The 24,782-nt window shown below is 39.1% G+C and carries 25 protein-coding genes; 18 read left to right on the top strand and 7 right to left on the bottom strand.

The annotated features are described in order from the left end of the window. Positions 1-2: 2 nt before the first annotated feature. The 15 genes from lptC (at position 3) to QRD02_RS10560 (ending at position 15,530) form a co-directional block, all read left to right on the top strand. On the top strand, positions 3-581 hold the full coding sequence (gene lptC / locus QRD02_RS10635; RefSeq protein WP_290254928.1) for an LPS export ABC transporter periplasmic protein LptC: 579 nt from the start codon (positions 3-5) through the stop codon (positions 579-581). Between the two features lie 243 nt (positions 582-824). Then, a complete protein-coding gene (locus QRD02_RS10625; RefSeq protein ID WP_290254927.1) occupies positions 825-2,078 on the top strand; it encodes a hemolysin family protein in 1,254 nt (417 codons plus the stop codon). Positions 2,079-2,272: 194 nt separating this feature from the next. Next, a complete protein-coding gene (locus QRD02_RS10620) occupies positions 2,273-4,387 on the top strand; it encodes a peptidylprolyl isomerase (RefSeq protein ID WP_290254926.1) in 2,115 nt (704 codons plus the stop codon). Positions 4,388-4,551: 164 nt separating this feature from the next. Beyond that, positions 4,552-5,457 carry a tryptophan 2,3-dioxygenase family protein gene (locus QRD02_RS10615; RefSeq protein WP_290254925.1) on the top strand — a complete coding sequence of 302 codons (906 nt, stop codon included), beginning with the start codon at positions 4,552-4,554 and terminating at the stop codon, positions 5,455-5,457. Positions 5,458-5,520: 63 nt separating this feature from the next. After that, the gene (locus tag QRD02_RS10610) at positions 5,521-6,273 is read left to right on the top strand and encodes a DUF481 domain-containing protein (RefSeq protein ID WP_290254924.1); all 753 of its coding nucleotides are present in this window, start codon (positions 5,521-5,523) and stop codon (positions 6,271-6,273) included. 110 nt (positions 6,274-6,383) lie between these two features. After that, positions 6,384-6,722 (top strand): arsenosugar biosynthesis-associated peroxidase-like protein, encoded by a 339-nt coding sequence (locus QRD02_RS10605; RefSeq protein WP_290254923.1) that lies wholly within the window; start codon positions 6,384-6,386, stop codon positions 6,720-6,722. A 58-nt stretch (positions 6,723-6,780) separates the two neighbouring features. Then, complete coding sequence (gene arsS, locus QRD02_RS10600) at positions 6,781-7,857, top strand: arsenosugar biosynthesis radical SAM (seleno)protein ArsS (protein ID WP_290254922.1); 1,077 nt, start codon at positions 6,781-6,783, stop codon at positions 7,855-7,857. 91 nt (positions 7,858-7,948) lie between these two features. Beyond that, positions 7,949-8,383 carry a rhodanese-like domain-containing protein gene (locus QRD02_RS10595; RefSeq protein ID WP_290254921.1) on the top strand — a complete coding sequence of 145 codons (435 nt, stop codon included), beginning with the start codon at positions 7,949-7,951 and terminating at the stop codon, positions 8,381-8,383. A 27-nt stretch (positions 8,384-8,410) separates the two neighbouring features. Beyond that, the gene (locus tag QRD02_RS10590) at positions 8,411-9,106 is read left to right on the top strand and encodes a TIGR04282 family arsenosugar biosynthesis glycosyltransferase (RefSeq protein WP_290254920.1); all 696 of its coding nucleotides are present in this window, start codon (positions 8,411-8,413) and stop codon (positions 9,104-9,106) included. 3 nt (positions 9,107-9,109) lie between these two features. Further along, entirely contained in the window at positions 9,110-9,928 is an 819-nt protein-coding gene (locus QRD02_RS10585) for a purine-nucleoside phosphorylase (protein ID WP_290254919.1), read from the top strand. Between the two features lie 30 nt (positions 9,929-9,958). Continuing rightward, on the top strand, positions 9,959-10,855 hold the full coding sequence (locus QRD02_RS10580; RefSeq protein WP_290254918.1) for a sterol desaturase family protein: 897 nt from the start codon (positions 9,959-9,961) through the stop codon (positions 10,853-10,855). Positions 10,856-10,879: 24 nt separating this feature from the next. Continuing rightward, the gene (locus tag QRD02_RS10575) at positions 10,880-11,683 is read left to right on the top strand and encodes a DUF547 domain-containing protein (RefSeq protein WP_290254917.1); all 804 of its coding nucleotides are present in this window, start codon (positions 10,880-10,882) and stop codon (positions 11,681-11,683) included. A 79-nt stretch (positions 11,684-11,762) separates the two neighbouring features. Then, complete coding sequence (locus QRD02_RS10570; RefSeq protein ID WP_290254916.1) at positions 11,763-12,482, top strand: TIGR04283 family arsenosugar biosynthesis glycosyltransferase; 720 nt, start codon at positions 11,763-11,765, stop codon at positions 12,480-12,482. A gap of 156 nt (positions 12,483-12,638) precedes the next feature. Further along, the gene (locus QRD02_RS10565) at positions 12,639-13,940 is read left to right on the top strand and encodes an NAD(P)/FAD-dependent oxidoreductase (RefSeq protein ID WP_290254915.1); all 1,302 of its coding nucleotides are present in this window, start codon (positions 12,639-12,641) and stop codon (positions 13,938-13,940) included. Positions 13,941-13,943: 3 nt separating this feature from the next. After that, entirely contained in the window at positions 13,944-15,530 is a 1,587-nt protein-coding gene (locus tag QRD02_RS10560; RefSeq protein WP_290254914.1) for a 4Fe-4S binding protein, read from the top strand. A gap of 36 nt (positions 15,531-15,566) precedes the next feature. Here QRD02_RS10560 and QRD02_RS10555 read toward each other — a convergent pair whose 3' ends face one another. Continuing rightward, entirely contained in the window at positions 15,567-15,944 is a 378-nt protein-coding gene (locus QRD02_RS10555; RefSeq protein WP_290254913.1) for a DUF2784 family protein, read from the bottom strand. Between the two features lie 87 nt (positions 15,945-16,031). On the opposite strand from QRD02_RS10555, the gene QRD02_RS10550 reads away from it, so the two are divergent. The 3 genes from QRD02_RS10550 to QRD02_RS10540 all read left to right on the top strand — a co-directional run bounded on the left by QRD02_RS10550 (position 16,032) and on the right by QRD02_RS10540 (position 18,939). Beyond that, a complete protein-coding gene (locus QRD02_RS10550) occupies positions 16,032-16,733 on the top strand; it encodes a glycosyltransferase family 2 protein (protein ID WP_290254912.1) in 702 nt (233 codons plus the stop codon). Continuing rightward, positions 16,730-18,220 carry a cellulose synthase family protein gene (locus QRD02_RS10545; protein ID WP_290254911.1) on the top strand — a complete coding sequence of 497 codons (1,491 nt, stop codon included), beginning with the start codon at positions 16,730-16,732 and terminating at the stop codon, positions 18,218-18,220. Before QRD02_RS10550 ends, QRD02_RS10545 begins: the two co-directional genes overlap by 4 nt. Positions 18,221-18,342: 122 nt before the next feature. Continuing rightward, the gene (locus QRD02_RS10540) at positions 18,343-18,939 is read left to right on the top strand and encodes an FMN-binding negative transcriptional regulator (RefSeq protein ID WP_290254910.1); all 597 of its coding nucleotides are present in this window, start codon (positions 18,343-18,345) and stop codon (positions 18,937-18,939) included. 2 nt (positions 18,940-18,941) lie between these two features. Here QRD02_RS10540 and QRD02_RS10535 read toward each other — a convergent pair whose 3' ends face one another. The 6 genes from QRD02_RS10535 to QRD02_RS10510 all read right to left on the bottom strand — a co-directional run bounded on the left by QRD02_RS10535 (position 18,942) and on the right by QRD02_RS10510 (position 24,630). After that, positions 18,942-19,601, bottom strand: a complete 660-nt coding sequence (locus QRD02_RS10535) for a hypothetical protein (RefSeq protein ID WP_290254909.1) — start codon at positions 19,599-19,601, stop codon at positions 18,942-18,944. 47 nt (positions 19,602-19,648) lie between these two features. Further along, a complete protein-coding gene (locus tag QRD02_RS10530) occupies positions 19,649-21,004 on the bottom strand; it encodes a UDP-N-acetylmuramate--L-alanine ligase (RefSeq protein WP_290254908.1) in 1,356 nt (451 codons plus the stop codon). Between the two features lie 130 nt (positions 21,005-21,134). Next, complete coding sequence (locus QRD02_RS10525; protein ID WP_290254907.1) at positions 21,135-22,106, bottom strand: tetratricopeptide repeat protein; 972 nt, start codon at positions 22,104-22,106, stop codon at positions 21,135-21,137. Beyond that, positions 22,106-22,666 (bottom strand): DUF4136 domain-containing protein, encoded by a 561-nt coding sequence (locus tag QRD02_RS10520; protein WP_290254906.1) that lies wholly within the window; start codon positions 22,664-22,666, stop codon positions 22,106-22,108. The genes QRD02_RS10525 and QRD02_RS10520 overlap by 1 nt, the downstream gene beginning before the upstream one ends. A gap of 84 nt (positions 22,667-22,750) precedes the next feature. Then, positions 22,751-23,866, bottom strand: a complete 1,116-nt coding sequence (locus QRD02_RS10515; RefSeq protein WP_290254905.1) for a sensor histidine kinase — start codon at positions 23,864-23,866, stop codon at positions 22,751-22,753. Further along, positions 23,863-24,630: a LytR/AlgR family response regulator transcription factor gene (locus tag QRD02_RS10510; RefSeq protein ID WP_290254904.1), complete on the bottom strand. Its 768-nt coding sequence runs from the start codon at positions 24,628-24,630 to the stop codon at positions 23,863-23,865. Before QRD02_RS10510 ends, QRD02_RS10515 begins: the two co-directional genes overlap by 4 nt. Positions 24,631-24,782 lie beyond the last annotated feature (152 nt).

Here is a 24,782-nt window from a genome sequence, read left to right as displayed (position 1 = left end):
GAATGCACACCTCCATAAATATGTATAAAAGCGTGATGGTCTTGCTATTGGCCGCCACGCTTTTTGCATGTGAAGGCAATTACCAAAACGTTAAACGATTAAGCCTCTCCGATGGCGCTCCCATTGCCGAAGGAAACAATATCAATTTTAAATATACCGATTCAGGAAAATTGGTGACCAATCTTTTAGCGGAAAAATTATTGGATTTCTCAAATTTGGAATTTCCATATAAAGAATTTCCCGCCGGCATTGAAGTGCGTTTTTGGGACGAAAATGGAAAAAAAAATACCGTAACCGCAGATTATGCCATACAATTCGACAATACGGGTTTGGTTGACCTTCGCAATAATGTGGTGGTAATAACCGCAGACAGTGTGGTTCTCAAAGCCAATCAATTATTTTGGGACCAAAAAAATAAATGGGTGTTTACCGACCAACCCTATCAAATAAAATTTAAGGACGGCTCCTATAATGACGGCGCCGTGGGATTTGACAGTAGTGAAGATTTCACTACCTTTCTCTCCAGAAAAAACCAAGGAGTCCAACTAGTTGACAAAACCAAAATTGATGATGCTAAATAAAGTTTATCGTTTTTTTGAATATGCATATCTAATAATCGCTGCGTTCTTTGCATACGAAGCTTTTATAAATTGGAGCACCCAGCGCAACCGTGCTTACCTTTTCATATTTTTTGTGGTAGTTGCCATTTTTATGTTTTTCTTTAAAAGGAATTTCCGAAAAAAAATGGAATCGAGGAACAAACAATAGCTCCACAAGATTGTTCTAAATGAAGCGTGCGACCGCATTAATTTATTCTTGAAACTGTGGATTACAGTATCCTAATTATAGTAACAATGCTTATCCTCTCGGCCTTTTTCTCAGGTATGGAGATCGCATACGTATCCTCCAATAAAATCCATATTGAGATTGAAAAGAAGCAAAATAACTTCTTAGCTGGAATACTAAAAAAAATAACAAGGCGGCCCTCAAAATTTATTGCCACCATGCTGGTGGGCAATAACATTGCGCTGGTTATCTACGGATTTTTTATGGGCGATCTTTTGATGGAATATATACCCATTGCCGGGGTCGGCGGATTAGTGGTGCAGACCGTTATTTCAACGATAGTAATTTTGTTGACGGCGGAATTTCTTCCCAAGGTTTTCTTCCAAATCTATGCGAACAACCTTGTTAAAGTTTTTGCCGTCCCTGCCTATTTCTTCTATGTCCTTTTTTCCCTCATCTCTGAGTTTGTAATTTGGATTTCAGATTTGGTTCTAAAGTTCATCTTCAAAACTGAAGGAGACACTGTGCAACTAACATTCAGTAAATTGGAGCTCGGCAATTATATTTCTGAACAAATGGACATTGCAGAAACAAAGGAGGAAATGGATTCCGAGATACAAATTTTCCAAAATGCGCTCGATTTTTCCGAAGTAAAATCACGCGAAGCCATGATACCGCGAACGGAAATTGTGGCCGTGGATATTAACACCACCCCAAAGGAACTGGCCAAAATTTTTACCGATACCGGACTTTCAAAAATCTTGATATATAAAGAAAACATAGACGACATCTTGGGCTATGTGCATTCCTTCGAGCTCTTTAAAAAACCTGCAAATCTCAAAAAAGTTTTGATGCCCGTAGTTTTCGTGCCCGAAACAATGCTCATTAAGGATGTGCTGGGAATTCTTAGTAAAAAAAGAAAAAGCCTTGCGGTGGTTATTGACGAATACGGCGGGACCAGCGGAATAATTACCGTTGAGGATATTATTGAAGAACTTTTCGGAGAAATTCAAGATGAGCACGACAGTGTGGCCCTTATTGAGGAAGCCCTTGGCGAGGACCACTACAAATTTTCCGCACGGTTGGAAGTAGATTATCTGAATGAAAATTACAAACTGGATTTTGAGGAAAGTGAGAATTATGAAACCCTAGGCGGCCTTATTGTAAATTATACCGAAGAAATTCCGGAAAAGGGCGAAACCGTTGAAATTGATAAATTTATCTTCACCATTTTGGAAGTCTCCAATACTAAAATCGAGCTCGTGGAAGTCAAAATATTACCCGAAGATTAGATTTCGAACATTTCCGCAATTTTTTCAATTTACTTTTTTATTAATGCATGGAAAATGGTATTTTCGCCACCTAAATAATCTAAAAAACAAATCCTCTAAAACCTTGATTAACATTAAGGGATAAAAGGAATTCACAACCAAAAGCCCCCTAATCTGACAAATCAGAAATAAAGGGAAATAAATTTGAACATCAAATGGCAATTTTAAACAGTATCAGAAAACGCGGGATATTCCTTATCCTTATTATTGCATTGGCGCTTTTTGCCTTTATTTTAAGTGATGTATTGACCAAAGGCAGCAGCGGCCCAAAAGGCCAGGATACCATTGCTGTTATAAACGGTGAGGATATTTCCAGACAAGGTTTTATGGAGGAAGTGGAGGCTACGCAGCGCAGCATGGGGCCAAACGCAAATACAACCCAGGCTATGAACATGGTGTGGGACCGTGAACTGCGAAGGGTAATAATGAACGAACAAATAGAAAAAGTGGGCCTAAGCGTTGAAAAAGCGCAATTGGACAATGCTTTGAAAACCCAATTGGCCAACAACCCAACTTTCCTTAACGAAGCCGGACAGGTTGATGAAGGAAAAATCCAAGAATACATTGCCAGCATCAAAGCTTCTTCGCCAGAAATGTACAAACAATGGCTAAATTTTGAGGAAGACATTGCCGCGGGCGTTCTTCAAACCACTTATTACAATATGATTAAAGGTGGGCTTCGCGCAACAGTTGCCGAGGGGGAACAGGAATACCATTTTCAAAATGACAACTTGAACTTTCAATATGTCGTGGTGCCGTACACCAAAATTGCCGATGAGGAAGTAAAAGTTTCAAATGAGGAAATCAAAAAATATATCGCGGACCATCCCAATGATTTTCAGGTGGAGCCACAGGCCGATATTCAATACGTACTATTCGCAGAAGAACCTTCTGAGACCGATACTGAAGAAGCCAAAACTACCATTGCAAGTATGTTAAATGACAAAATGGAGTTTAACCAGGACACAAAATCAAACGACACTATCGCTGGTTTCAGAAATACAAAGAATTACGAGGAGTATGTAAACAACAATTCGGACGTGCCCTATTACGATCGTTGGATGTTTAAAAGTGATCTTCCCCCAACAGTTGCCGATACACTCATCAATTTAAATAAAGGCGATATCTATGGACCTTATAAGGTTGACAACGCCCTTTATCTTTCCAAGGTTTTGGATACCAAGAAAATGCCAGACTCCGCAGCGTCAAAACACATTTTAATACGCTACGTTGGTACCATGCGCGCGCCAGAAACAATTACAAGAACTAAAGAAGAAGCTCAAAAACTGGCAGACAGTATTTTGACGGTTGTGAAAAAGGACAAATCAAAATTTGCTGAACTTGCCTCACAATTCTCCGATGACAGTTCCAAGGATAATGGCGGCGACTTAGGAAATTCCACTCCAGGAAGAATGGTTCCTCCATTTGACAATTTTATCTTCAACAACCCAACCGGAACAGTTGGCCTAGTAGAAACCGATTTTGGATTTCACATTGTTGAAGTTGGTAAGCAATCCGGCGCCAAACCAGCCATTCAACTTGCAACAGTTGTAAAAAATATTGAGGCCTCAGACAAAACAACAAATGAAGTTTTTTCCGACGCTTCCAAATTTGAAGTAGCCGTGAATAAAGGTGATTTTACAGAATTGGCCAAAGCTCAAAATCTAGAGGTGAAACCCGTCAATAAATTAGGTAATATGGATTCCAATATTCCCGGCGTTGGCGAAAACCGAACCATTGTAAATTGGGCCTTTAATGAGGACACAGAAGTGGGAGACACGAAACGTTTCAGTGTACCCAATGGATATGTAATTGCCCAACTTACCCGCAAAAATCCAAAGGGTCTAATGACCGTTGAAGATGCCTCAGCAACCGTAACTCCTATCTTGCGAAACCAGAAAAAAGCCAAAAAAATAATGGAGTCAATAAAAGGCACATCTCTTGAAGAAGTCGCCGCAAGCCAGAATGTGGTAGTTCAAACTGCAACGGGCGTGACAATGGCAAACCCAATGGTTGCTGCAACTAACGAACCAAAGGTGGTAGGAACGGCTTTTGGAACTAAACCTGGTCAAACAACCTCATTGATTGAAGGTAAAAACGGAGTTTATAAAGTGAAGGTTACTGCCTTCAACCCTGCTCCAAAGATGGATTCATACGTTAACTATGCAAACCAAATGAACTCGAAAGCCGCTCCGGCTGCGCAGACCCAAGTTTATAATGCTCTTAAAAAGAAAGCTGAAATTGAGGACAATCGTGCTAATTTCTATTAATAAAAGCTAAAATATTTGAATAGAAAAAAGCCTTGCAGCAAAATATTGTCGCAAGGCTTTTTCTTTTAAACTCACCGCCGAATATTTCAAATAACAGAAAATAACCCTTATTTTTAGGTACAATTAAAATTATACAAGAATTCCTCTTTTTAATATAAAAAAGAATGATAAATAGCGAATTAATAAAAGCACTCGAAGAAAAATATACTGCATTGGGCGAAAACCCCGAAACCTATTTAAAGGGATTGCTGCAGGCAAAACCCATCACGTATTGGGATTATATACAAGTGGACACTCTGCTTTCCCTCCAAAAAACAAGGACCGATTTTAAGGACGAAGAAATATTTGTGATGTATCACCAAGTCACCGAACTCACCCTTAAAATGATGATTCACGAAATAAAGCAACTTTCCGAGGGCGAAAATCTTCCGGAGGAAGTATGGTTGACCAAGCTGGACCGTCTTAAAAGGTACACGCGAATGCTCATCACCTCCTTCGATATAATGAAAGACGGAATGAGCTATGATGATTACAGCACTTTCCGCTCCACCCTTACCCCTGCCAGTGGTTTTCAAAGCGCACAGTTCAGAATATTGGAGCTTTACAGTACACGATTGGAAAACCTAATTAATACGGAAGGGAGGGAGCGCTTACCACAAAACCCAACGGTGGATGATTATTTCAAGCACATTTACTGGAAAGATGCCGGGCTGAATCGGAACACCGGCAAGACAACCCTTACCTTACGATTATTCATTGAAAAATACGAAGCCGATTTTAAGGCACTTGCCCAAAATGTTATGGGAAAAACATTGGAAGAACGGGTTGCCCAAATGAAGAACCCTTCCGAGGAATTAAAGGAAAAACTACAACAATTCGACCATTTTTATAACGTGGCTTGGCCACTGGTGCATTTGGATACTGCCCAACATTTCCTGGACAGTAAAGGGGAAAACAAGACCGCCACGGGTGGCTCCGAGTGGAAAAAATACCTTCATCCAAAACACCAACAGCGTAAATTTTTCCCAAATCTCTGGACCGAGGAACAGATTGAAAACTGGGGCATATAGTTTTCTTTCTTAAGATTCATTTTTAAATTTTAGAGTTAATTATAAATATGCTATCCCATTGATATGAAGTATTTAGTAGCACTACTATTTATAGGCTTTACACTTACGGCAAAATCTCAAATTCTAAACGCGGAATCACTTCGAAAAGTGACGGATTCTTCGGGCTTTTCCGGAGCCGCAAGTCTGGATTTTTCTTTAAAGCGCGATTTGAACGATTATTTCGGTTTTAGCAGCACGGTGCACGTTCAATACAAAATGCTTAAGCACTTAGTATTACTTAAAAACGATATCGAGCTACAAAACATTGAAGGGAACAAATTTGAGAATGCGGGCATTACACACCTTCGCTATAATTATCGTTTTCACCCGCGGATTGCTTGGGAAGTTTTTACACAGGCGCAATACAATAAAGTTTCAAAAATTGAATTACGCTACCTTTTGGGAACCGGACCGCGATTTAAATTGACCACGTCAGAAAAATATAAATTTTACTTCGGAAGCCATATCATGTACGAATACGAAGAATTAAGTGACGGCATTACCCCAATTCAAAAAGATTTTAGAAGCTCTTCCTATCTGTCTTTCAGTCTTTACCCAACAAAAACGGTTGCCGTGGTAAGTACAACCTATTTCCAGCCAAGATTCGCAGATTTTGGCGATTACCGATTCACCAGCCAAACATCGTTGGTCATTGATTTATTCACCAATTTCGCCTTCAATACAACCTATACCTTCAGTTATGACGAGACTCCCGCGATAGGAATTCCCAACTCTCAATATAATTTGAAAAGCGGCTTTGTTTATTCTTTCAATTAATTCCTTAAACTTTTAAAGAATTTTTTCTTCTTTTGAAGTCCCGGTTGCCTATATTTACCTTCAACGAAAACCATAATTGTCAAAATTTCGTAGTTATTAATAAAGAAAATATGGCCGCAAACAACTATTACGATCCAGCCGATCTCAAAAAATTTGGAAATATTACCGAATGGAGCAAGGAATTGGGCGAAAAATTTTTTGAATACTACGGAAAAGTCTTCGAAGAAGGTGCACTTTCCGCCCGCGAAAAATCATTGATCGCCTTGGCTGTCGCCCATACAGAAATGTGCCCCTATTGCATTGATGCCTATTCTCAAGACGGTTTGCAACGTGGAATAACCAAGGAAGAAATGATGGAAGCCGTGCACGTTGGAGCAGCCATCAAGGGCGGTGCCACCTTGGTGCATGGGGTAATGATGATGAACAAAGTGAACAAATTGGAAATGTAATTTACTATCCAATATTGTTGTCTTTTCACTCAAAAAAAATGAATTTGGAAAAATTTCTATGCTAAAAGAAAAAAAGAAACAACAACAATCCCTTCATAAACGCCACAGCGAATATGCCTTTGCAAATAAACAGCTTGAAAAACTGTCCAACGGTGTTTTTGCCAATGGTGAACTTCCAACGTTTTCCGAAAAAATAAACGAGACAGGCCATTTTCCTTTACGCCCCACTAAATTGGAAATACTTCAAATTAATGTGGGCTATATGTGCAACCAGGTTTGCGAACACTGCCACGTAGATGCCGGCCCAGACCGAAAGGAAATAATGACGCGGGAAACAATGCTGCAGTGTTTGGAAGTAATCAAAAATACCGGTGCGCACACATTGGACTTAACGGGAGGTGCGCCCGAAATGAACCCAAATTTTCGTTGGTTTGTGGAAGAAGCCAGCAAGGCTGGCATCAAAGATTTTATTGTGCGTAGCAATCTCACGATTATACGCGCTAACAAAAAATATTACGACTTACCTGACTTTTTCAAAAAACATAATGTACATGTTGTGAGTAGTATGCCCCATTGGACACGCGGTAAAACGGACAAACAAAGAGGTGCAGGCGTTTTTGATTTATCCATAAAGGCATTGCAAGAGCTTAACGCTGTGGGTTATGGAATGCTTGGTTCTACTCTACGGCTGGATTTGGTCTATAACCCAAGTGGCGCATTTTTGCCGGGCGATCAAACCAGTATGGAAAAGGATTTTAAAAAAGCTTTATTGGAAGATTTCGGCATTCATTTCCACAATCTTTTCGCTATTACAAACCTTCCCATATCTAGGTTTTTGGATTATTTGATCGCTTCAGAAAATTATGAAGATTATATGTATTCATTGGTGGAAGCCTATAACCCCGCCGCAGTAAAAAGTGTAATGTGCCGCAATACCATCTCGGTTAGCTGGGACGGATATTTATACGATTGTGATTTCAACCAAATGTTGGAATTAAAGGTTGCGAGCAAAATTCAGCACATTTCAGAATACAACGAAGATATTCTGAACGACAGAAATATTATTATCAGCCAACATTGTTACGGCTGTACCGCAGGTGCCGGAAGTAGCTGCCAAGGCGCTGTGGCCAAATAACGACCCTTTGTCTTTAAATCATTCCATGAAAATAAATCGCACACTTTTTATATGCTTGTTTTTTTCGGCTTTTATATGGGCTCAAAAACCGATGGACAAATTATTGAAACAATACAATAATCAAAGCATCCCGTATATTTCTGTGGGTGAATTGCGAATGCTTCAAATGAATAGTGTCGTTATGATTCTCGATCCCCGGGAGCCGGATGAATATAGTGTAAGTCATCTAAAATCTGCCAAAAACGTGGGTTATAATCATTTTTCTACAAATGATAAAAATCTTCAATATTTGGATAAAGGAGCGACTGTGATTGTTTATTGCTCCGTTGGCATCCGTTCGGAAAAAATCGGTGAGGCATTAAAAAAAGCTGGATTTACAACCGTAAAAAATCTTTATGGCGGTATCTTTGAATGGATAAACAAGGGGTATCCGGTAATTGATTCCACAGGAATTGAAACTGAAAACGTGCACGCTTTCTCCCAACATTGGAGCAAATATCTGCAGGCCGGTAATCTCGTTTATTGAAAGATAAACGCTTTTAATTTTTGAGAAATGGGCATACTTTCCTCCAATAACACCAATGACGATGAAAATACCACAGCCAATGATTTTCACTTTCCAACCTCCAAAAAGGCACTAATTATTTTCACCCGAAACCCCGAGCTGGGCAAAGTGAAAACCCGGCTTGCAAAATCTGTTGGCGACGAAAGTGCGTTGGAAATCTATAAGTTTCTTTTAAATCACACGGTGAAAATTACCGAAAATTTAAGCGTTGACAAATTTGTTTATTATTCAGAAAATATTGCTGTGAATGACATTTGGAATCCCCAACATTTCAGAAAAAGGTTGCAAACTGGAAATGAGTTGGGGGAGAAAATGAAAAATGCCTTTTCTGAAATCTTCGCTCTGGGTTATACAAAAGCAATTATTATTGGCAGCGATATGTTCGATTTAAGCCAAAACGATTTGGAAAACGCCTATAATACTTTGCAAACCGAGCAAGTGGTAATCGGCCCCGCGACGGATGGAGGCTATTATTTATTGGGAATGAAAGATTTCATCCCCAATATTTTCGAAAATAAAAAATGGGGTACGAGCACCGTCTTGGAAGAAACGCTCAAGGATTTGGAAACAAAGAAATTTGTGTTATTGGAAGAACGAAATGATGTGGATTATTATGGGGATATTAAAGATAACGATGCGTTTCAACAATTTCTACCCCCATATTTGGACAAAAACTTTTTATAAAATATGAGCTCTATAAAATACATAGAAGAAGCCACGGATTATTTAAAACACCGAGGATTTGACAAACCCGACGTGGGAATTATTTTAGGAACTGGACTCGGAAAATTGATCGATAGCGTGGCTATTGAAGCCGAAGTAAGCTATAACCACATTCCCAATTTTCCCACAGCAACCGTTGAATTTCACAAAGGAAAGTTGATATATGGCACCTTGGCCGGAAAAAAAGTAGTGTTGATGCAAGGCCGCTTCCATATTTATGAAGGCTATTCCCTTCGCGATGTAACTTTTCCGGTTCGGGTTATGCATCAATTGGGAATCAAGCATTTATTGGTCAGCAACGCCGCCGGAGCCATTAATCTCAATTTTAAAAAGGGCGAGATTATGCTCATTGACGATCACATAAATCTACAAGGCGACTCTCCCCTGGCCTTTCGCGGCGTAGAAAAAATGGGCGAACGCTTTGTGGACATGAGCGCCCCCTATAACTTGGAAATGAACCGAAAGATGGAGCAACTTGCTTCCGACAATAACATAAAACTCCATAAAGGCGTATATGCCAGCGTTGTCGGGCCACAATTGGAAACCCGCGCCGAATATCGCTATCTAAAAATAATTGGTGCCGATGCTGTGGGAATGAGCACCGTACCAGAGGTTATTGTTGCGAACCATTTGGGATTGCCTGTGGCGGCTGTTTCCATTCTTACTGATGAATGCGATCCCGACAATCTGCAACCAGTTAATATTCAAGAAATAATTGCCATGGCCGCAAAGGCAGAGCCGTCAATGATAATTCTATTCACAGAGTTGATCAAACAGTTGTAAACATTCCGCCTTATTTACGACCAAAAAAACTTGGAAAAATATCTTGAAATACTTAAAAATTCCTATCACGGCTACTTCAACTATCTGTGGACTGAGATTACACACTTCCATTGGGAAAACTATTTTTACGGCTTAATATTGGTATCATTGATTGTTTGGGCTTTGGAAGTGATATTTCCATGGCGAAAGGATCAAAAGATTTTTCGGAAAGATTTTTGGCTGGACACTTTTTATATGTTCTTCAATTTTTTTCTGCTGAATTTAATCGTCCTCATTTTCCTCTCAAACGCAACAGCGGAAGTATTCAACGATATTCTGGGATTGATAGGATTAAAGCTTTTGGATTTTCAGCTTCTCAATTTAGATGCGTTGCCCTTTGGCTTCGGACTATTGATTTTCTTTCTGGTTACCGATTTTGTACAATGGAACACGCATAGATTGCTGCACTACTCCCCTTTTCTATGGAATTTTCATAAGCTACATCATTCCGTAAAGGAAATGGGTTACGCCGCTCACCTGCGTTACCACTGGATGGAACCAGTGGTTTATAAATCTTTACTGTATATACCTCTTGCGATTATTGGTGGGTTTAATGTGGAAGCTGTGGCAATTGTACATTTTACCGCTCTTGCCATTGGCCATTTAAACCACGCCAATTTGGGCTGGGATTACGGAATTTTGAAGTACATTTTCAACAATCCAAAAATGCATATTTGGCATCACGCCAAAGTTTTGCCGAATCACGCCCATTACGGAGTAAACTTCGGGATTAGTTTAAGCCTTTGGGATTATGTTTTTAAAACAAATCACATTCCGCATGATGGCCGCGATATTGAGCTGGGTTTTGATGGCGATGAACAATTTCCTTCCGGATTTCTCTCGCAGGAATTGTACCCCATCAAAACCAAACGCACCAATAATTCGTAATTATTGTACCTAAAATAACAAAAAATGAAAACCATCTTCAATCTTGCTTTTATCCTGTTTCTGTCAATTTCATTTCAAAGTTGCAACCTACTTTCCGCGGCGGGTATCACCAGCCAAGGGCAACCCACAAAAAAAGTCGAGAATGGATTAACCTCTACCACCGCAAATTCCAAAGTTAATATTGACCACTCGCAATGGGATGGCTTATTGAAAAAATATGTAAAGGATGAAGGGAATGTGAATTACAAAGGTTTTAAAAAAGACGAAGCCAAATTGGACGCCTATTTAAAAATGCTTTCTGAAAAAAATCCGTCGAATGATTGGAGCGTGCAGGAATTGCTGGCATATTATATCAACCTTTACAATGCCGCAACCGTAAAATTAATTGTTGAAAATTATCCCCTAAAAAGCATAAAGGATATTGACGGCGCTTGGACCAAGGGTCGCGTGGCGGTAGGCGATAAAATGCTTTCGCTTGGAGGAATTGAAAATGGAATTCTTCGAAAAATGAATGAGCCGCGCATTCACTTTGCCATAAACTGTGCTTCCATTTCTTGCCCAAAACTGTTGGATGAAGCCTATACCGCAGCAAAAATCAACGAACAATTAGATCACGTTACGAAAGAATTTATCAACAGCGATAAAAACGACATATCCTCCAACAATCCAAAGGTTTCATCCATATTTGATTGGTATGCGAAGGATTATAAAATTAACGGGAAACAGGATGTAATTGGCTTCATCAACAACTATTCAAAAGTGAAAATAAATCCCAACGCCACTTTAAGCTACAAAAATTATGATTGGAATCTTAACGACCAAAAATAACGCCCACAAATAAGAATTTACAAGCGTACAATTTTGGATTTTCATTTAAATTATTATCCCGAAAAACGAAAAAAACTCAATGCTATCAATCATCATCCCGGTTTTGAACGAGGCTGAAAATATTGGCAGGTTAATTCATTACCTTTCGGAAAACCTTTCGGGAACGCATAAAACCGAATTGATTGTTGTGGATGGCGGTAGTACGGATGGCTCCCAAAATAGTGTTGCCAGCTTCAAACCCCGCAATTTTTTAACTTCCATTTCTCTGATTCAAAGTGATAAAGGTCGTGCAAAACAGATGAACGCCGGCGCGCGCAAGGCTTCCGGCGAAATTCTTTACTTTCTGCATGCCGATTCATTTCCACCGAAAAATTTTGACTTTTTTATAATTTCCGAAGTAAACAAAGGAAATCCCGCAGGGTGTTTCAGAATGAAATTTGATAGCAACCATTGGTGGCTTCGGCTTGCGGGCTGGCTCACACAATTTACCTGGCGAGCCTGCCGGGGTGGAGATCAGAGCCAGTTTATAACAAAAAATCTGTTTGAAGAAATTGGCGGTTTTGATGAAGACTATGCGATTTATGAAGACAACATTTTAATCAATGAACTTTACAGTCGCAAAAAATTCGTGGTTATCCAACAATGCCTAATAACCTCAGCGCGACTTTATAGACAAAATGGAATTTGGAATTTACAGTACCATTTTTGGACAATCTATATAAAAAGGTGGTTGGGTGCCGACGCCGAAAGTTTGAAGAAATACTATTCAAAACATATAAAAACATCCCCGCAAAGTTAAACGGGTATTGCAGGCTCACGATTATTAATGGAATGCAGAATATACACTTGTGAGGCGCATTTCAGAATTTAGGGAAATATTATTACCCGTTTTTAACCTGTCACTTTGGTAATGCTTAAATTTATAAACCACTGAAAAAATTCAACTCGGAAAAGTATGGAGCACGTCGTAATTATAGGAAACGGAATTGCCGGAGTTACGGCCGCGCGCCACATTCGAAAACGTTCCGATAAAAAGATAACCATAATTTCAGCCGAAGCAGATCATTTTTTCTCCCGAACAGCATTAATGTACGTTTATATGGGGCATATGAGATGGCGCGATATTGAACCCTACGAAGCCAGTTTTTGGAAAAAGAACCGAATTGAACTCATAAAAGCCTATGTTGAAACCGTGGATACACGCAATAAAACCCTTCATTTTAAAGACGGTGGCAGCATCAATTATAACAAATTGATAATTGCAACTGGTTCTGTAACCAACACTTTTGGTTGGGAAGGACAGGAATTAAATGGCGTGCAAGGCTTGGTAACCAAACAGGATTTGGAAAAGCTGGAAAAAAATGCGCCAAACAACAAAGAATGTCCGCGTGCCGTAATTGTGGGCGGAGGTTTAATAGGTGTAGAAATGGCCGAAATGCTGCGCACCCGCGATATTGAAGTAACTATGCTGGTTCGCGAACCCGCTTTCTGGGCAGCCGTACTTCCAAAACCCGAAGCGGAAATGATTTCCCAACACATAATTTCCCACGGGGTGGATTTACGCCTTACTACAGAACTCGAAAAAATTGTGGGTGATGCCCACGGCAACGTGAAAGCGGTAATAACAAAAGCCGGTGAAGAAATTCCCTGTTGTGTCGTGGGTATTACCACCGGGGTTACACCTCAAATTTCCTTTTTGGAAAAGTCAAAAATTGAAACCGGAAAAGGCATTTTGGTTAATCGACACCTCGAAACAAATGTTGAAAATGTATATGCCATAGGCGACTGCGCGCAGCAACGGGAACCCATTGGCCAACGGCCGCCAGTGGAAGCGGTTTGGTACACCGGTAGAATGATGGGCGAAACGGTAGCGCAAACAATCTGCGGCAATCCTTTCGAATACAATCCGGGAAATTGGTTTAACAGCGCCAAGTTTTTTGATATTGAATACCAAACCTACGGCTGGGTTTTTTCGGATAAAAAAAGAAAAGAATATGAAGCGCAATTCCATTGGGAATGCACAAAAGACCTACGCTGCGTTACAATTTCATATCATAAAGAAAACAATCAATTTCTTGGCATTAACACCTTCGGAATACGGATGAGGCACGAGGTTTTTGACCGATGGTTAAATGAAAAAAGAAGCGCGGATTTCGTAATTCAGAATTTAAAACAAGCCAATTTTGACCCCGAGTTTTATAAAAAATATGAATCGGAAATTCAAAACCAATTTATCCATCAATTCGAAAACGCTTAGGCTATGAGTACAATTCAAAGAAACATGTCGCTTACGGGCGAGCCGCCAAAAACCATAAATACGCAACAAAAGCTCGCATCTGCCATCGGGCTATTTGGTTTGGCCCTGCTTTTATTGGCATTGTTAAATGTAAATTTTCCGAATAAATCCCTTTGGCTTACCGCCTCATTGGTGGCGATTGGCGCAGGAACGGTGTGGTTTTCCATCGCGGCCTACGCGCACAAACACGAAGGCATTAAAAATGATGGGGTTTATTTTAAATCGCTCACATCTAAAGGCTTTTGGGCGTGGATTCTCGGCATTTCGCTTACGTTATTCTATGTGTTGCTATATTGGTTTCCGCAGTATTTGGGCTTGGGGAACAATGGCGATAACACGGACCTTGTTGCACTCTTTGACCCACTGAGTAGATTTTTAAATGGCGGTCCCGCGAGCCAATGGTTTGTTTACGGAACACTTTATACGCTGGCCATTCTAGCCTTCGGCATAAAATTCATATTGAAATACTGCCATAATAAGTATGAAAAACTTCGAACTTATTCAGTAATGTTTTTTCAGCTGGGTTTTGCCTTTTTGATTCCTGAACTTATGTTCCGACTGAATAATGACAGCCTTTCACTACCCTATTACGATTTAAAAAATATTTGGCCACTCAATTATTATAATTTTGAACAGTACCGCGTAGATCAGTTCATTTCGGCAGGAGATATTGGGGTGGCACTATTGATTTTTGGAGTTGTATCCATTTTAATAATAACACCCATATTAACCTACAAATATGGAAAACGTTGGTACTGCTCTTGGGTGTGCGGCTGTGGTGGACTGGCAGAAACTGCTGGCGACCCTTTTCGACATTTATCCGATAAAAGATTGATAGCCTGGAAAGTTGAACGCTGGGTAGTGCACAGTGTCCTGGTGTTTGTGGTTTTAATGACCACCGCAGTAGTACATAGCTATTTGGGGGACGATAGTTCAAAATATTGGTTGACAAAAGATGTGTTTCTAATCTGCGTGGCGGTAATTCTGACCCTAGTTTTTTCCGGTACATTTATTTTTAAAAGAGAGGCATTACAGAAAGATGCCCAATTGGCGGCCATTGGTTATTTTGTAATTATAATGTCATTGATAGGCTTGCACTATTTTGCGGCAACGAAACTATTTCTTTTTAATGCGGAAACTCTTCGACAAAGCTATGGTTTTTTAATTGGCGCAGTTTTTAGTGGAGTAATCGGAGTTGGATTTTACCCAATTTTTGGAAGTCGTGTTTGGTGCCGTTTTGGCTGTCCAATGGCTGCCATACTTGGGTTTCAGCAACGGCTTTTTTCGCGTTTTAGAATTACCACCAATGGCGGCCAGTGCATTAGTTGCGGCAATTGTTCCACTTATTGCGAAATGGGAATTGATGTGCGCGCCTATGCGCAAAAGGGTGAGAATATTGTGCGAGCCAGCTGTGTGGGTTGTGGCATTTGTTCGGCAGTTTGTCCGCGCGGGGTTTTAAAACTTGAAAACGGTCCGCTACAAAAACGAATCGATTCCAACGAAATTCTCTTGGGAAATGATGTGGACTTGATGAATTATGTGAATGAATAACAAAATGCTGATTGCTTATTTTTCCCGGGTGCGGAATTATTGTTTTCTTTTAAAAAAATTCACCCAAACAGAAATAAGCAAAGCCAATAGTGTGAAAACCAAGGTCAATACTTCAACCAATTGTGCTTCCGGCCGCCACCCCGTAAACGTTTCCGATAAATAGGATATGTAGCTATTGGGCAGGTCGGTTTTTCCCAATTGGCGCAAGATTTCGTAATGCCAATCGGTGAGAAAGCAATACCCAAACCCTTTCCAAATCCCCAAAATTACCCACGAAAAAAGAGTAATTGACAGGGTGAAAAGATGTAATTTTTGGGTCTTCCTATAAACCCAGCCGAATAAATTAAAGAATATAAGTCCCGTATGAAAGACGATAAACAGCAAATTCCCCAAATGCAGCCAGAAGTTTTCCACGGTAACTTTTGTTTTTTTGATTCTTAAAGAGTTACAATTTAAAGTTTATTTTGTTGAAATTCGCAGTTCTTAATTCGCCCGATTTTAATGTCTGAAAATATTAAAGTAATCATCCCCGCCTATAATGAAGAAGCGTCCATTGGGAAAGTAATTGCCGATATTCCCGATGTAGTTTCGGAAATAATTGTCGTGAACAATAATTCTACAGACACCACTGCGACTGTCGCCAAACAAGCCGGTGCCACAGTTTTATTTCAGCCGAAGCCGGGCTATGGAAACGCCTGTTTAAAAGGAATGGAATATATTTCACATCTCGACTCGGCACAGCGACCGGCTATTGTAGTGTTTCTTGACGGCGATTATAGCGATTATCCTTCGGAATTGACAAAAATAATTGCGCCCATTCTTAACGAAAACATAGATTTTGTAGTGGGTTCGCGAGTGAAGGAATTGCGGGAAACCGGTGCTATGACCTTTCCCCAACGCTTCGGCAATTCTTTGGCAACCAAATTGATGAAGCTTTTTTTCAATTCAAAATTTACAGATTTGGGACCATTTCGCGCCATAAAATATGAGAAATTGCTCGATTTAAATATGGAAGATAAAACCTATGGATGGACGGTTGAAATGCAACTAAAGGTGTTGAAAAAAAAATATTCATATACAGAAGTGGCAGTAAATTATAGAAACCGCATAGGTATTTCAAAGGTATCGGGTACCGTAAAAGGTGCTATATTTGCGGGCGTAAAAATCCTGACGTGGATCTTTAAATACAGTTTCAAAAAATGATTCTTGAATCAATAATCATTGTAATTTACTCCATTGCCCTGCTCCTCATTTTTATGTACGCTTTGGCACAGTTGAACTTGCTTTTCAACTATCTGCGAGCTCGAAAAAACCATAAATCGGCACCCATTTTTGATTTTTCAAATTCTGAAGAAATTCCCTTCGTAACCATCCAGCTTCCCGTTTATAACGAACTGTATGTTATGAAGCGCCTGTTGGATAATATTGCCGAGATTGATTATCCAAAAGATAAATTGGAAATACAAGTGCTGGACGACAGCACTGACGAATCTTTCAGCGAAACGGCGAATCATATTTTTGAACTGCAAAAAACAGGTTTAGACATTCAGCATATTGCCCGAAAAAACCGTGATGGTTTTAAAGCTGGTGCGTTAAAGGAAGGCCTGAAAACGGCAAAGGGCGAATATATCGCAATTTTTGATGCAGATTTTCTTCCGAAGAAAAATTGGTTGAGAAGTACCATTCCTTATTTTAAGGATATAAATATTGGGGTTGTACAAACCCGCTGGGGGCATTTAAACCGAGACTATTCCATACTTACGCGAGTTCAGGCTTTTGCGCTCGATGCGCATTTTACTCTCGAACAAGTGGGCAGAAACAGTATGGGACATTTCATAAATTTCAATGGCACGGCAGGCGTTTGGCGAAAAGAGTGTATAATCGATGCCGGGAATTGGGAAGGTGATACCCTAACCGAAGATTTGGATCTGAGTTATCGGGCCCAATTAAAAAACTGGAAATTCAAATATTTGGAAGCGGTGGAAACTCCCGCGGAACTTCCTGTCGTTATCAGTGCGGCACGTTCTCAACAATTTCGATGGAATAAAGGCGGTGCGGAGAATTTTCAAAAAATGGCGTTGCGCGTTCTTAAAAGTCGCGATATTTCTTTCAAAACCAAAATACACAGCTTTTTGCATTTGCTGAACAGCACGATGTTTTTGAACATTTTGGTAGTGGCCATATTAAGCATTCCAATGCTTTACATCAAAAATGAATATGAGCATTTGAAGGTTTATTTTTATGTGATGAGCTTTTTCGTTTTAAGTACGCTCATATTTTTTATATGTTATTGGTTTACTTATAAAGCTGTTTATGGTGGCGGTTTTAAACATTTTTTGAAATATTCAGCGATGTTTTTTACCTTCTTTTCGGTAGCGATGGGTTTTTCATTGCACAATTCTATTGCCGTATTGGAAGGTCATTTCGGGAAAAAGAGTGAATTTATTCGTACCCCAAAATTCAATATCGGTAGTTTAAAGGAAGGCTGGAAAGGCAATAAATATCTCACCAAAAACATTTCTCCCAATGTTATTTTTGAAGGAATTTTGATGCTCTATTTTGCCTTCGGTATGTACAGCGCATTTATAGTGGGTGACCAAGGTGGCGATTTCGGACTGTTCCCGTTTCACTTGATGCTTTTTTTGGGATTTGGTTTTGTTTTTATAAAATCACTCACTTCCAAAGCTTAAAACTATTGGCTTCGATACAATCCCGATGAAATATCGGAATCACTCAGCCATCTTTGATATATTCTATAATATATTCGTAGATTAAGCAATCAAGAGTCGTATATCGACAATTTAAAATCAAAATGTATCCACCACCACACCATCAATCGCACGAAATTGTAAAAATGATTTCAGTAATCAAGCATTTTCCGTTGGGAATGCTATTGTCAGCAAAAGATGGAAAACCGTTTGTAACGCATATTCCAATTATTTACAACGAAACAAGCAAAAAATTGGTCGCGCATATTGACCGAAGCAATCCGCAAATGGAAACCCTGATTGATGGTGATGAAGTTACTTTAGTTTTTAAAGGGCCGGACACTTATATTTCCCCAAGTGTTTATACAACTCCCCACTTACCAACATGGAATTATATTATCGTTCACATCACCGGAAAAGTAAAACTCATAAATGATCCGGAAGCAGCAAAACAAACAATGGTTGATATGACCGAGTTTTTGGAAGGTGAAGCACAAAAATTTGAACTGAAAAAAGACGATACGCGAATGGAGCGATTGATAAATTACATTCAAGCTTTTGAGATTGAAATCACTAATTGGGAAGGGAAGTTTAAACTTTCACAGGATAAGATTCCTCAGGATTTTGAGAATGCGAAACAGGAATTAATAAAAAAATCCCGAAAGGATGTTTCGGGATTTATTAATATGATATATGAATAAAATTATTCGGCAATAGTATAGGAAACCAACCTTCTTTCAGCAAAGGGCAAAGAATCTGAGACAAATGAACAAGTTGATTTTATCTGTCCAATATCTTCTGAATATGAATAGAAATCTCTTCCTAGTGATACACTTCCATCTTCAAATTTGGCAAAATGTTCATTAACTGAACACACAAAATTTCCAGCCCCTACTTGCACATTTGTATCAATATTAGCCAATACTCCATATATTTTTGCTTCGGCAGGAGCGTCTCTAATTAAATATTCTTGATTTAAATTTGAATATGAAAAATATTTTAAGCCATTTTCATCAATTAAATATCCCGCAGAATCCCTTAGTTTGGTTACCACAGTTCCATTATCAGGAACAAAAACATTGGTATTATCATTTCCCGTTGTAGTAGTTTCAAAAAGGAAATAAATATTGCCATTTACTTCAGTTGTTCCAATAATAGAAACATCATCAAAAGCGTTCGAACTTTCAAATTGATCAGTTCGATTAATTCTTCGGAAATATTCATAACGCCAAGAATTACCAACTGTTAAAGCATAAAAATTTGGTTCGGAAAGTTCTTGCTCTTCTTGTGGAGCATCGTCATCATTGTTACAGGAAATAAATAAAACAGAGAATAAAAGTAGAATTGATAGGGTAAATTTCATAGTTATTGGTTTAGTGTTGTTTTTATGTAACGCACTAAACCATTAATTTATTTCAAATACCCCTTCACCTCCCCAAAATCCAAACCTCCATAATTTCCGCTGCTCATTAATAGCAAACAAGTATTATCATAATCCTGCGAAAAAAGATAGGTTTTAAAATCCGCGGGATTGGTGAAAACCACTAAATCATGTCGCTCAAACGCCTCTTCAATTTGTTCACCTTTTATTTCTTCAAGTTGTTTTATCATCACCGCATGTGGAGAGTAGAAAACTACTGCACTGTCTGCGGCTTCGAGCGTGCCTTTGTATTCTTTTAAAAATTCTGGATTCAGACTGCTATAAGTGTGCAGCTCCAAACAGGCAATAAGTTTTCTATCGGGATATTGGTTTTTTACGGCTTCAGTGGTTGCCTTTACCTTACTTGGCGAATGTGCATAATCCTTAAACGCTACCGCAGTTCTTGTTTCCGCTATTTTTTCAAGTCGCTTGCTGGCGCCTTTAAAGGTTGCAATAGCTTCGTAAAAATCATCAGCATCTACGCCCATTAATTGGCAAATCCAACGTGCGCCTTCAAGATTATTCAAATTATGTTTTCCGAAAATTTCAACAGGCATTGGCCCCTCGGGGGTTTCCAAAAGCGTAATGCCATTTTCAACAGAATATTCAGGAGTTTGGTAAGGATATTTTTTAATGGGTTTTGTTGCGGCTTCCACAACGCGTTTTACCTCAGTGTCTTCTTCGTTGTAAATAATAGCACCGCCATTGGTTATTTCATTCAGAAATATTTCAAACTGCTGCACATAATTTTCATAGGTTGGGAAAACGTTTATGTGGTCCCAAGCTATTCCACTCAATAAAGCAATATTAGGTTTGTAAAGATGGAATTTCGGTCTTCTATCAATTGGCGAAGAAAGATATTCGTCACCTTCAATAACCATAAAATCACTCGTCTCGGTAATTTTTACCATCGTATCAAATCCTTCCAATTGGGCGCCAACCATATAATCAACATTTTTTCCGTTATAGTTCATAACGTGAAGAATCATGGAGGTTATAGTCGTTTTTCCATGGGAACCGCCAATGACCACACGAGTTTTGGTTTTGGATTGCTCATAAAGAAATTCTGGATAGCTGTAGATTTTTAAGCCGAGTTCCTTCGCTTTTAAAAGTTCGGGATTATCGGCTTTTGCGTGCATTCCAAGGATTACGGCATCAATTTCTGAATTCAATTTTTCAGGAAACCAACCTTCTTTTTCGGGTAATAAACCTTTACTTTTCAACCTGCTTTTTGAGGGTTCAAAAACCTCATCGTCGCTTCCGGTTACGGTATCTCCTTTTTGGTGTAATGCCAATGCTAGATTGTGCATCGCGCTCCCGCCTATGGCTATAAAGTGAATTCTCATTTTTTTTTAAAGTTTATGAGTTTAAAAGTATATGGTTATAGCTAATCGCCTATTGCCTATTGCCTATTGCCTATTGCCTATAAGCAAAGATACTTTTTCTAACTCTGAATTATAATTTCATTGTTTAGAATTACAACGCTAGAATTAGCGATTTTTCTTGTAAGGCTTCATTAAAATTGGGCCGATCCAATAGGGCTTTGTTAATCCATGTGAGCGCGATTTCCTTTTTGCCTAGATTTTTATATATCTGTGCCAAACGGAAATAAGCCCAGTCCTTTGGCACGCCATCTTTTATCGTGTAATTGGCCAAATACACACTGAGACATTCAATGCCATATTGCGGCTCCAAATTATATTGTGCAGAAATTTTCCCTATTTGGTAATTGAGTTGGTTGCGCTTGTGGATTTTCAATGATTTTGAAGTAGTTTCCAAAGCTTCCTTCGGCTGATTGTTCTTTTCATAAAGACTCGAAAGTTTTTCATACGTGTGGGGCGAACCGCCTACCTCAATTGCCTTTATGTAATAACGTTCCGCATCCTTGGGTCTATCGGAATATTCAGCTATATAACCGTTTGCAAGATAACCGTCCACTTTTGAAATTGTTCCCAATTCCTTGGCGTAATCGAGTGCCTTGCTTTCGCTTCCCCCCAAAATGCCCGGCAACTGAATGTAAAATTCAATCAATGCCCAGCGCGCTTCGATGTGTTTGGAATCCAATTTTGCCGCTTGTTCCAGAGCGTCTTTTATATCGCCAATATAAGCAACGGCACGAATTCTACTGATTGACATTGCCTTCATCCCCATTGCGCCGCCGTATTTAAAATGGTAATTGGCATTGGTTTCTTCAAAATTTACAAGCCGCGAGTAATAAGAAATTGCAGTGTCCCAATTTGAGCTATAAGCCGCAATATCACCTAAATATTCAAGTGTTTTTTTATCCTTTGGATATTGCTTTAAATGGTTTTCAAAAATCGGTTTTGCCTTGCTGAATTTTTCTTCCTTAAAAAAAGTCTCGGCCTGTTGATAATTGTTTTGAGCAACCGCAACAAACGGAAGAAGACAAAAAAGAAAGAAAATAAACCGCTTACTGCTACTGCCCACTATTCCTTATTTTTCGGTGGATATTGGGACAGAATTTTTTCAATAACTGAAATATAATAAGCCTCCTTCTGTTGAGGTGTGGCGCGCTCTTTCATTTCACCCTCGGCCACGGCTTGCCATATCAGGGCATCTTTTTTGGCATCAATAAAATCGAAAGTCAATCGTTGGTTTAGGACATTGCCACCCACCGGAATGCCCCCGCTAACGCCTACCCCAACATTTCCGCCGCCGCTACCTACACCAAAACCGAGGGTACTTTGTGATGGAGTGATGTGCTCACGGGCATAAAAATTTATAAAAAGCTGCGGGCTTTCATTTTTAACGAATCCGCGCTGCTGCATTATACTATCGGTAATTTGTATAATTCGTGCGTTGTCCAATTGGTTTAGGCCGGAATCTATAGTTGGAAAAAAATTATAGGAATTATAGATTGTAAAGTCCGCATTCTTGTCATAATCTACAGTAACGGTAGCGCCACAGGATGCCAAAAACAGGGAAATTATAAGAAGGGTTATAATTTTCATCACGCTTTTCTTTTCCTTAAAAATACGTAAAATCACACAACATGGATTTTAGAAAAGGTTAAAGTTGAAGGACGAAACAAGGGAAAATGGATTGATTAAACTGTGGTTTTAAGGATTGTTTCAATTTTCGATAGGTATTTTTATCATCGTTTCTACACCCTTTCCATTGGCTTTATTTCTCACTTCGAAAAAATAATCGTTCCCGTATAGATTTCCCAAACGGTCATTAATATTTGACAATCCCATTCCGCGTTTTAAAAGCAGACCGTGTGAGACGGTAGCAGGAGCGCCGTTATTTTCGACTTTTATAATTAAGGTTTTTCCTTCGGCATAAATTTTAACGTGAATCTCCAAATCAGTATGGTTAAAGTCATAGCCATGTTTTATGGAGTTTTCGAGTATTGGCTGCAGCAGGAGTGCAGGGACCAATTTTGATTGCAGGGAATAATCTATTTCCTTAGCGATTCTAAGATGGTCCGAAAACCTGATTTTTATGATATTGAGATAGAATTCCAAAATGCGCAATTCCTTTTCCAACGGAATTCGGTTACTGTCATTATCGTATAGAATTTCCCGTAAAAAATCACTGAGATCGGCAATGGTGTCTTTTGCTTTTTTGGCATCGATATCTGTTAGTACCGCTATGGAATTTAAAGTGTTGAACAAAAAGTGTGGCTGCAATTGCGAAGACAGCATCTTCATTCGTGTATTTACCAGTTGGGCCTCCAGCTTGCCTTGTTTCTTTTCCGCCTTCTTTACTTCCTTTACATAATAGTAGGTATAAATAATAAATACCATTGCGAAATAAATAAGGAAGTTAAGATCTATAACATACATAAAACCATAGAGGCTCTTTTCAAAGTCATATTCGGTGAAGGTTGCCTTGCCAATCATAATGTCATAAAGGTCCACCACGAGCCGAATTACTATTCCAATCAACAACGAAAATAAAATGTGGATGGAGATGATTTTGGTCCAAGAATAGTTTTTCCGAAGAAACCTTTTGGTGCTAATGGCGATAAGGGTCATAAAACTTACCACGATTATATAATCAAAAAGCAAGTTGTCCACAAGAAATTGCGACCAGGAAAAACTAGACATTCGCTGCCTTCCAAAAGCTAGCATATAGGCTGTTTTTGCCATCAAGACCAAATCAAACAGCGCGTAAAACCCTGCTAAAAGCAATACTAACTTTAAGTCTATGTATTTCCTTTTTATGTTGAATTTATTTTTCATATCCCTATTTTTTCCAAGAAATCCTTTTTGTAGGATTTGCTGATGTGCAACAGTTTATTATCGCCCATGCGCGCATCTATTTCGGAAAATTCCGAATGTATAAGTTCCTTAACGTGCGGTAAATTCACGATGGTAGACCGGTGGATTCTGATAAATTTATTACTGTCCAATGCTTCACAGAGTTTGTTCAACGACTCGCGAAGTACATATTTTTTATCTGCAACAAATATCTCGGAATAACTGCCCGAGGCGGTTATATACATAATATCGGCCGGGTTTAACAGAATGGTTCTGTTTCCTTGCTTTACGGCAAGTTTTTCCAGTGACGCCGCCTTTTGCGATTTGCTTTTATACAAATTAAAAAGCTCGATAATTCGGTTCTCAAAATTTTCATCTGCTTCTTTGGAAGAAATCTTCCGCACTTTCTCCATTGTTTTGAAAAAGCGGTCGTCCTTAAATGGTTTCAAAAGAAAATCGAAAGCATCTACATCAAAAGCCTTAAGAGCATAATTATCATAAGCCGTGACGAAAATAACGATGGGTTTTGGCGATAATGTAATTCTTTGCAACACCTCAAATCCATTCATATCTTTCATATTGATATCCAAAAAAATGAGATCGGGACGTTTTTCGTCAATATCGGAAATGGCGTTTCTACCGTTGGAACATTCCCCCAATATTTCCACGTCGGGCATTTGGGCCAGGAGATAGCACACCCTTTTTCGGGCCAGCTCTTCATCATCTATCACGAGTGCTTTAATCATAATTGAATATTTAATTGGTGTGTGAAAATGAAGATTTTGATTCGTAAAGATATTTAAAAATGATTTCCACTGTCTTGATAAACTTTGAAATAAATGGCCGGCGGAACTATAAAAAAACCATCAGCTGTTTAAGTTTCTGACGGTTTTCTTGT

The sequence above is a fragment of the Aequorivita aurantiaca genome (genome assembly GCF_030410135.1).
Taxonomy (GTDB): Bacteria; Bacteroidota; Bacteroidia; order Flavobacteriales; family Flavobacteriaceae; genus Aequorivita; species Aequorivita aurantiaca.
This window is presented reverse-complemented; position numbering and strand designations above follow the sequence as displayed.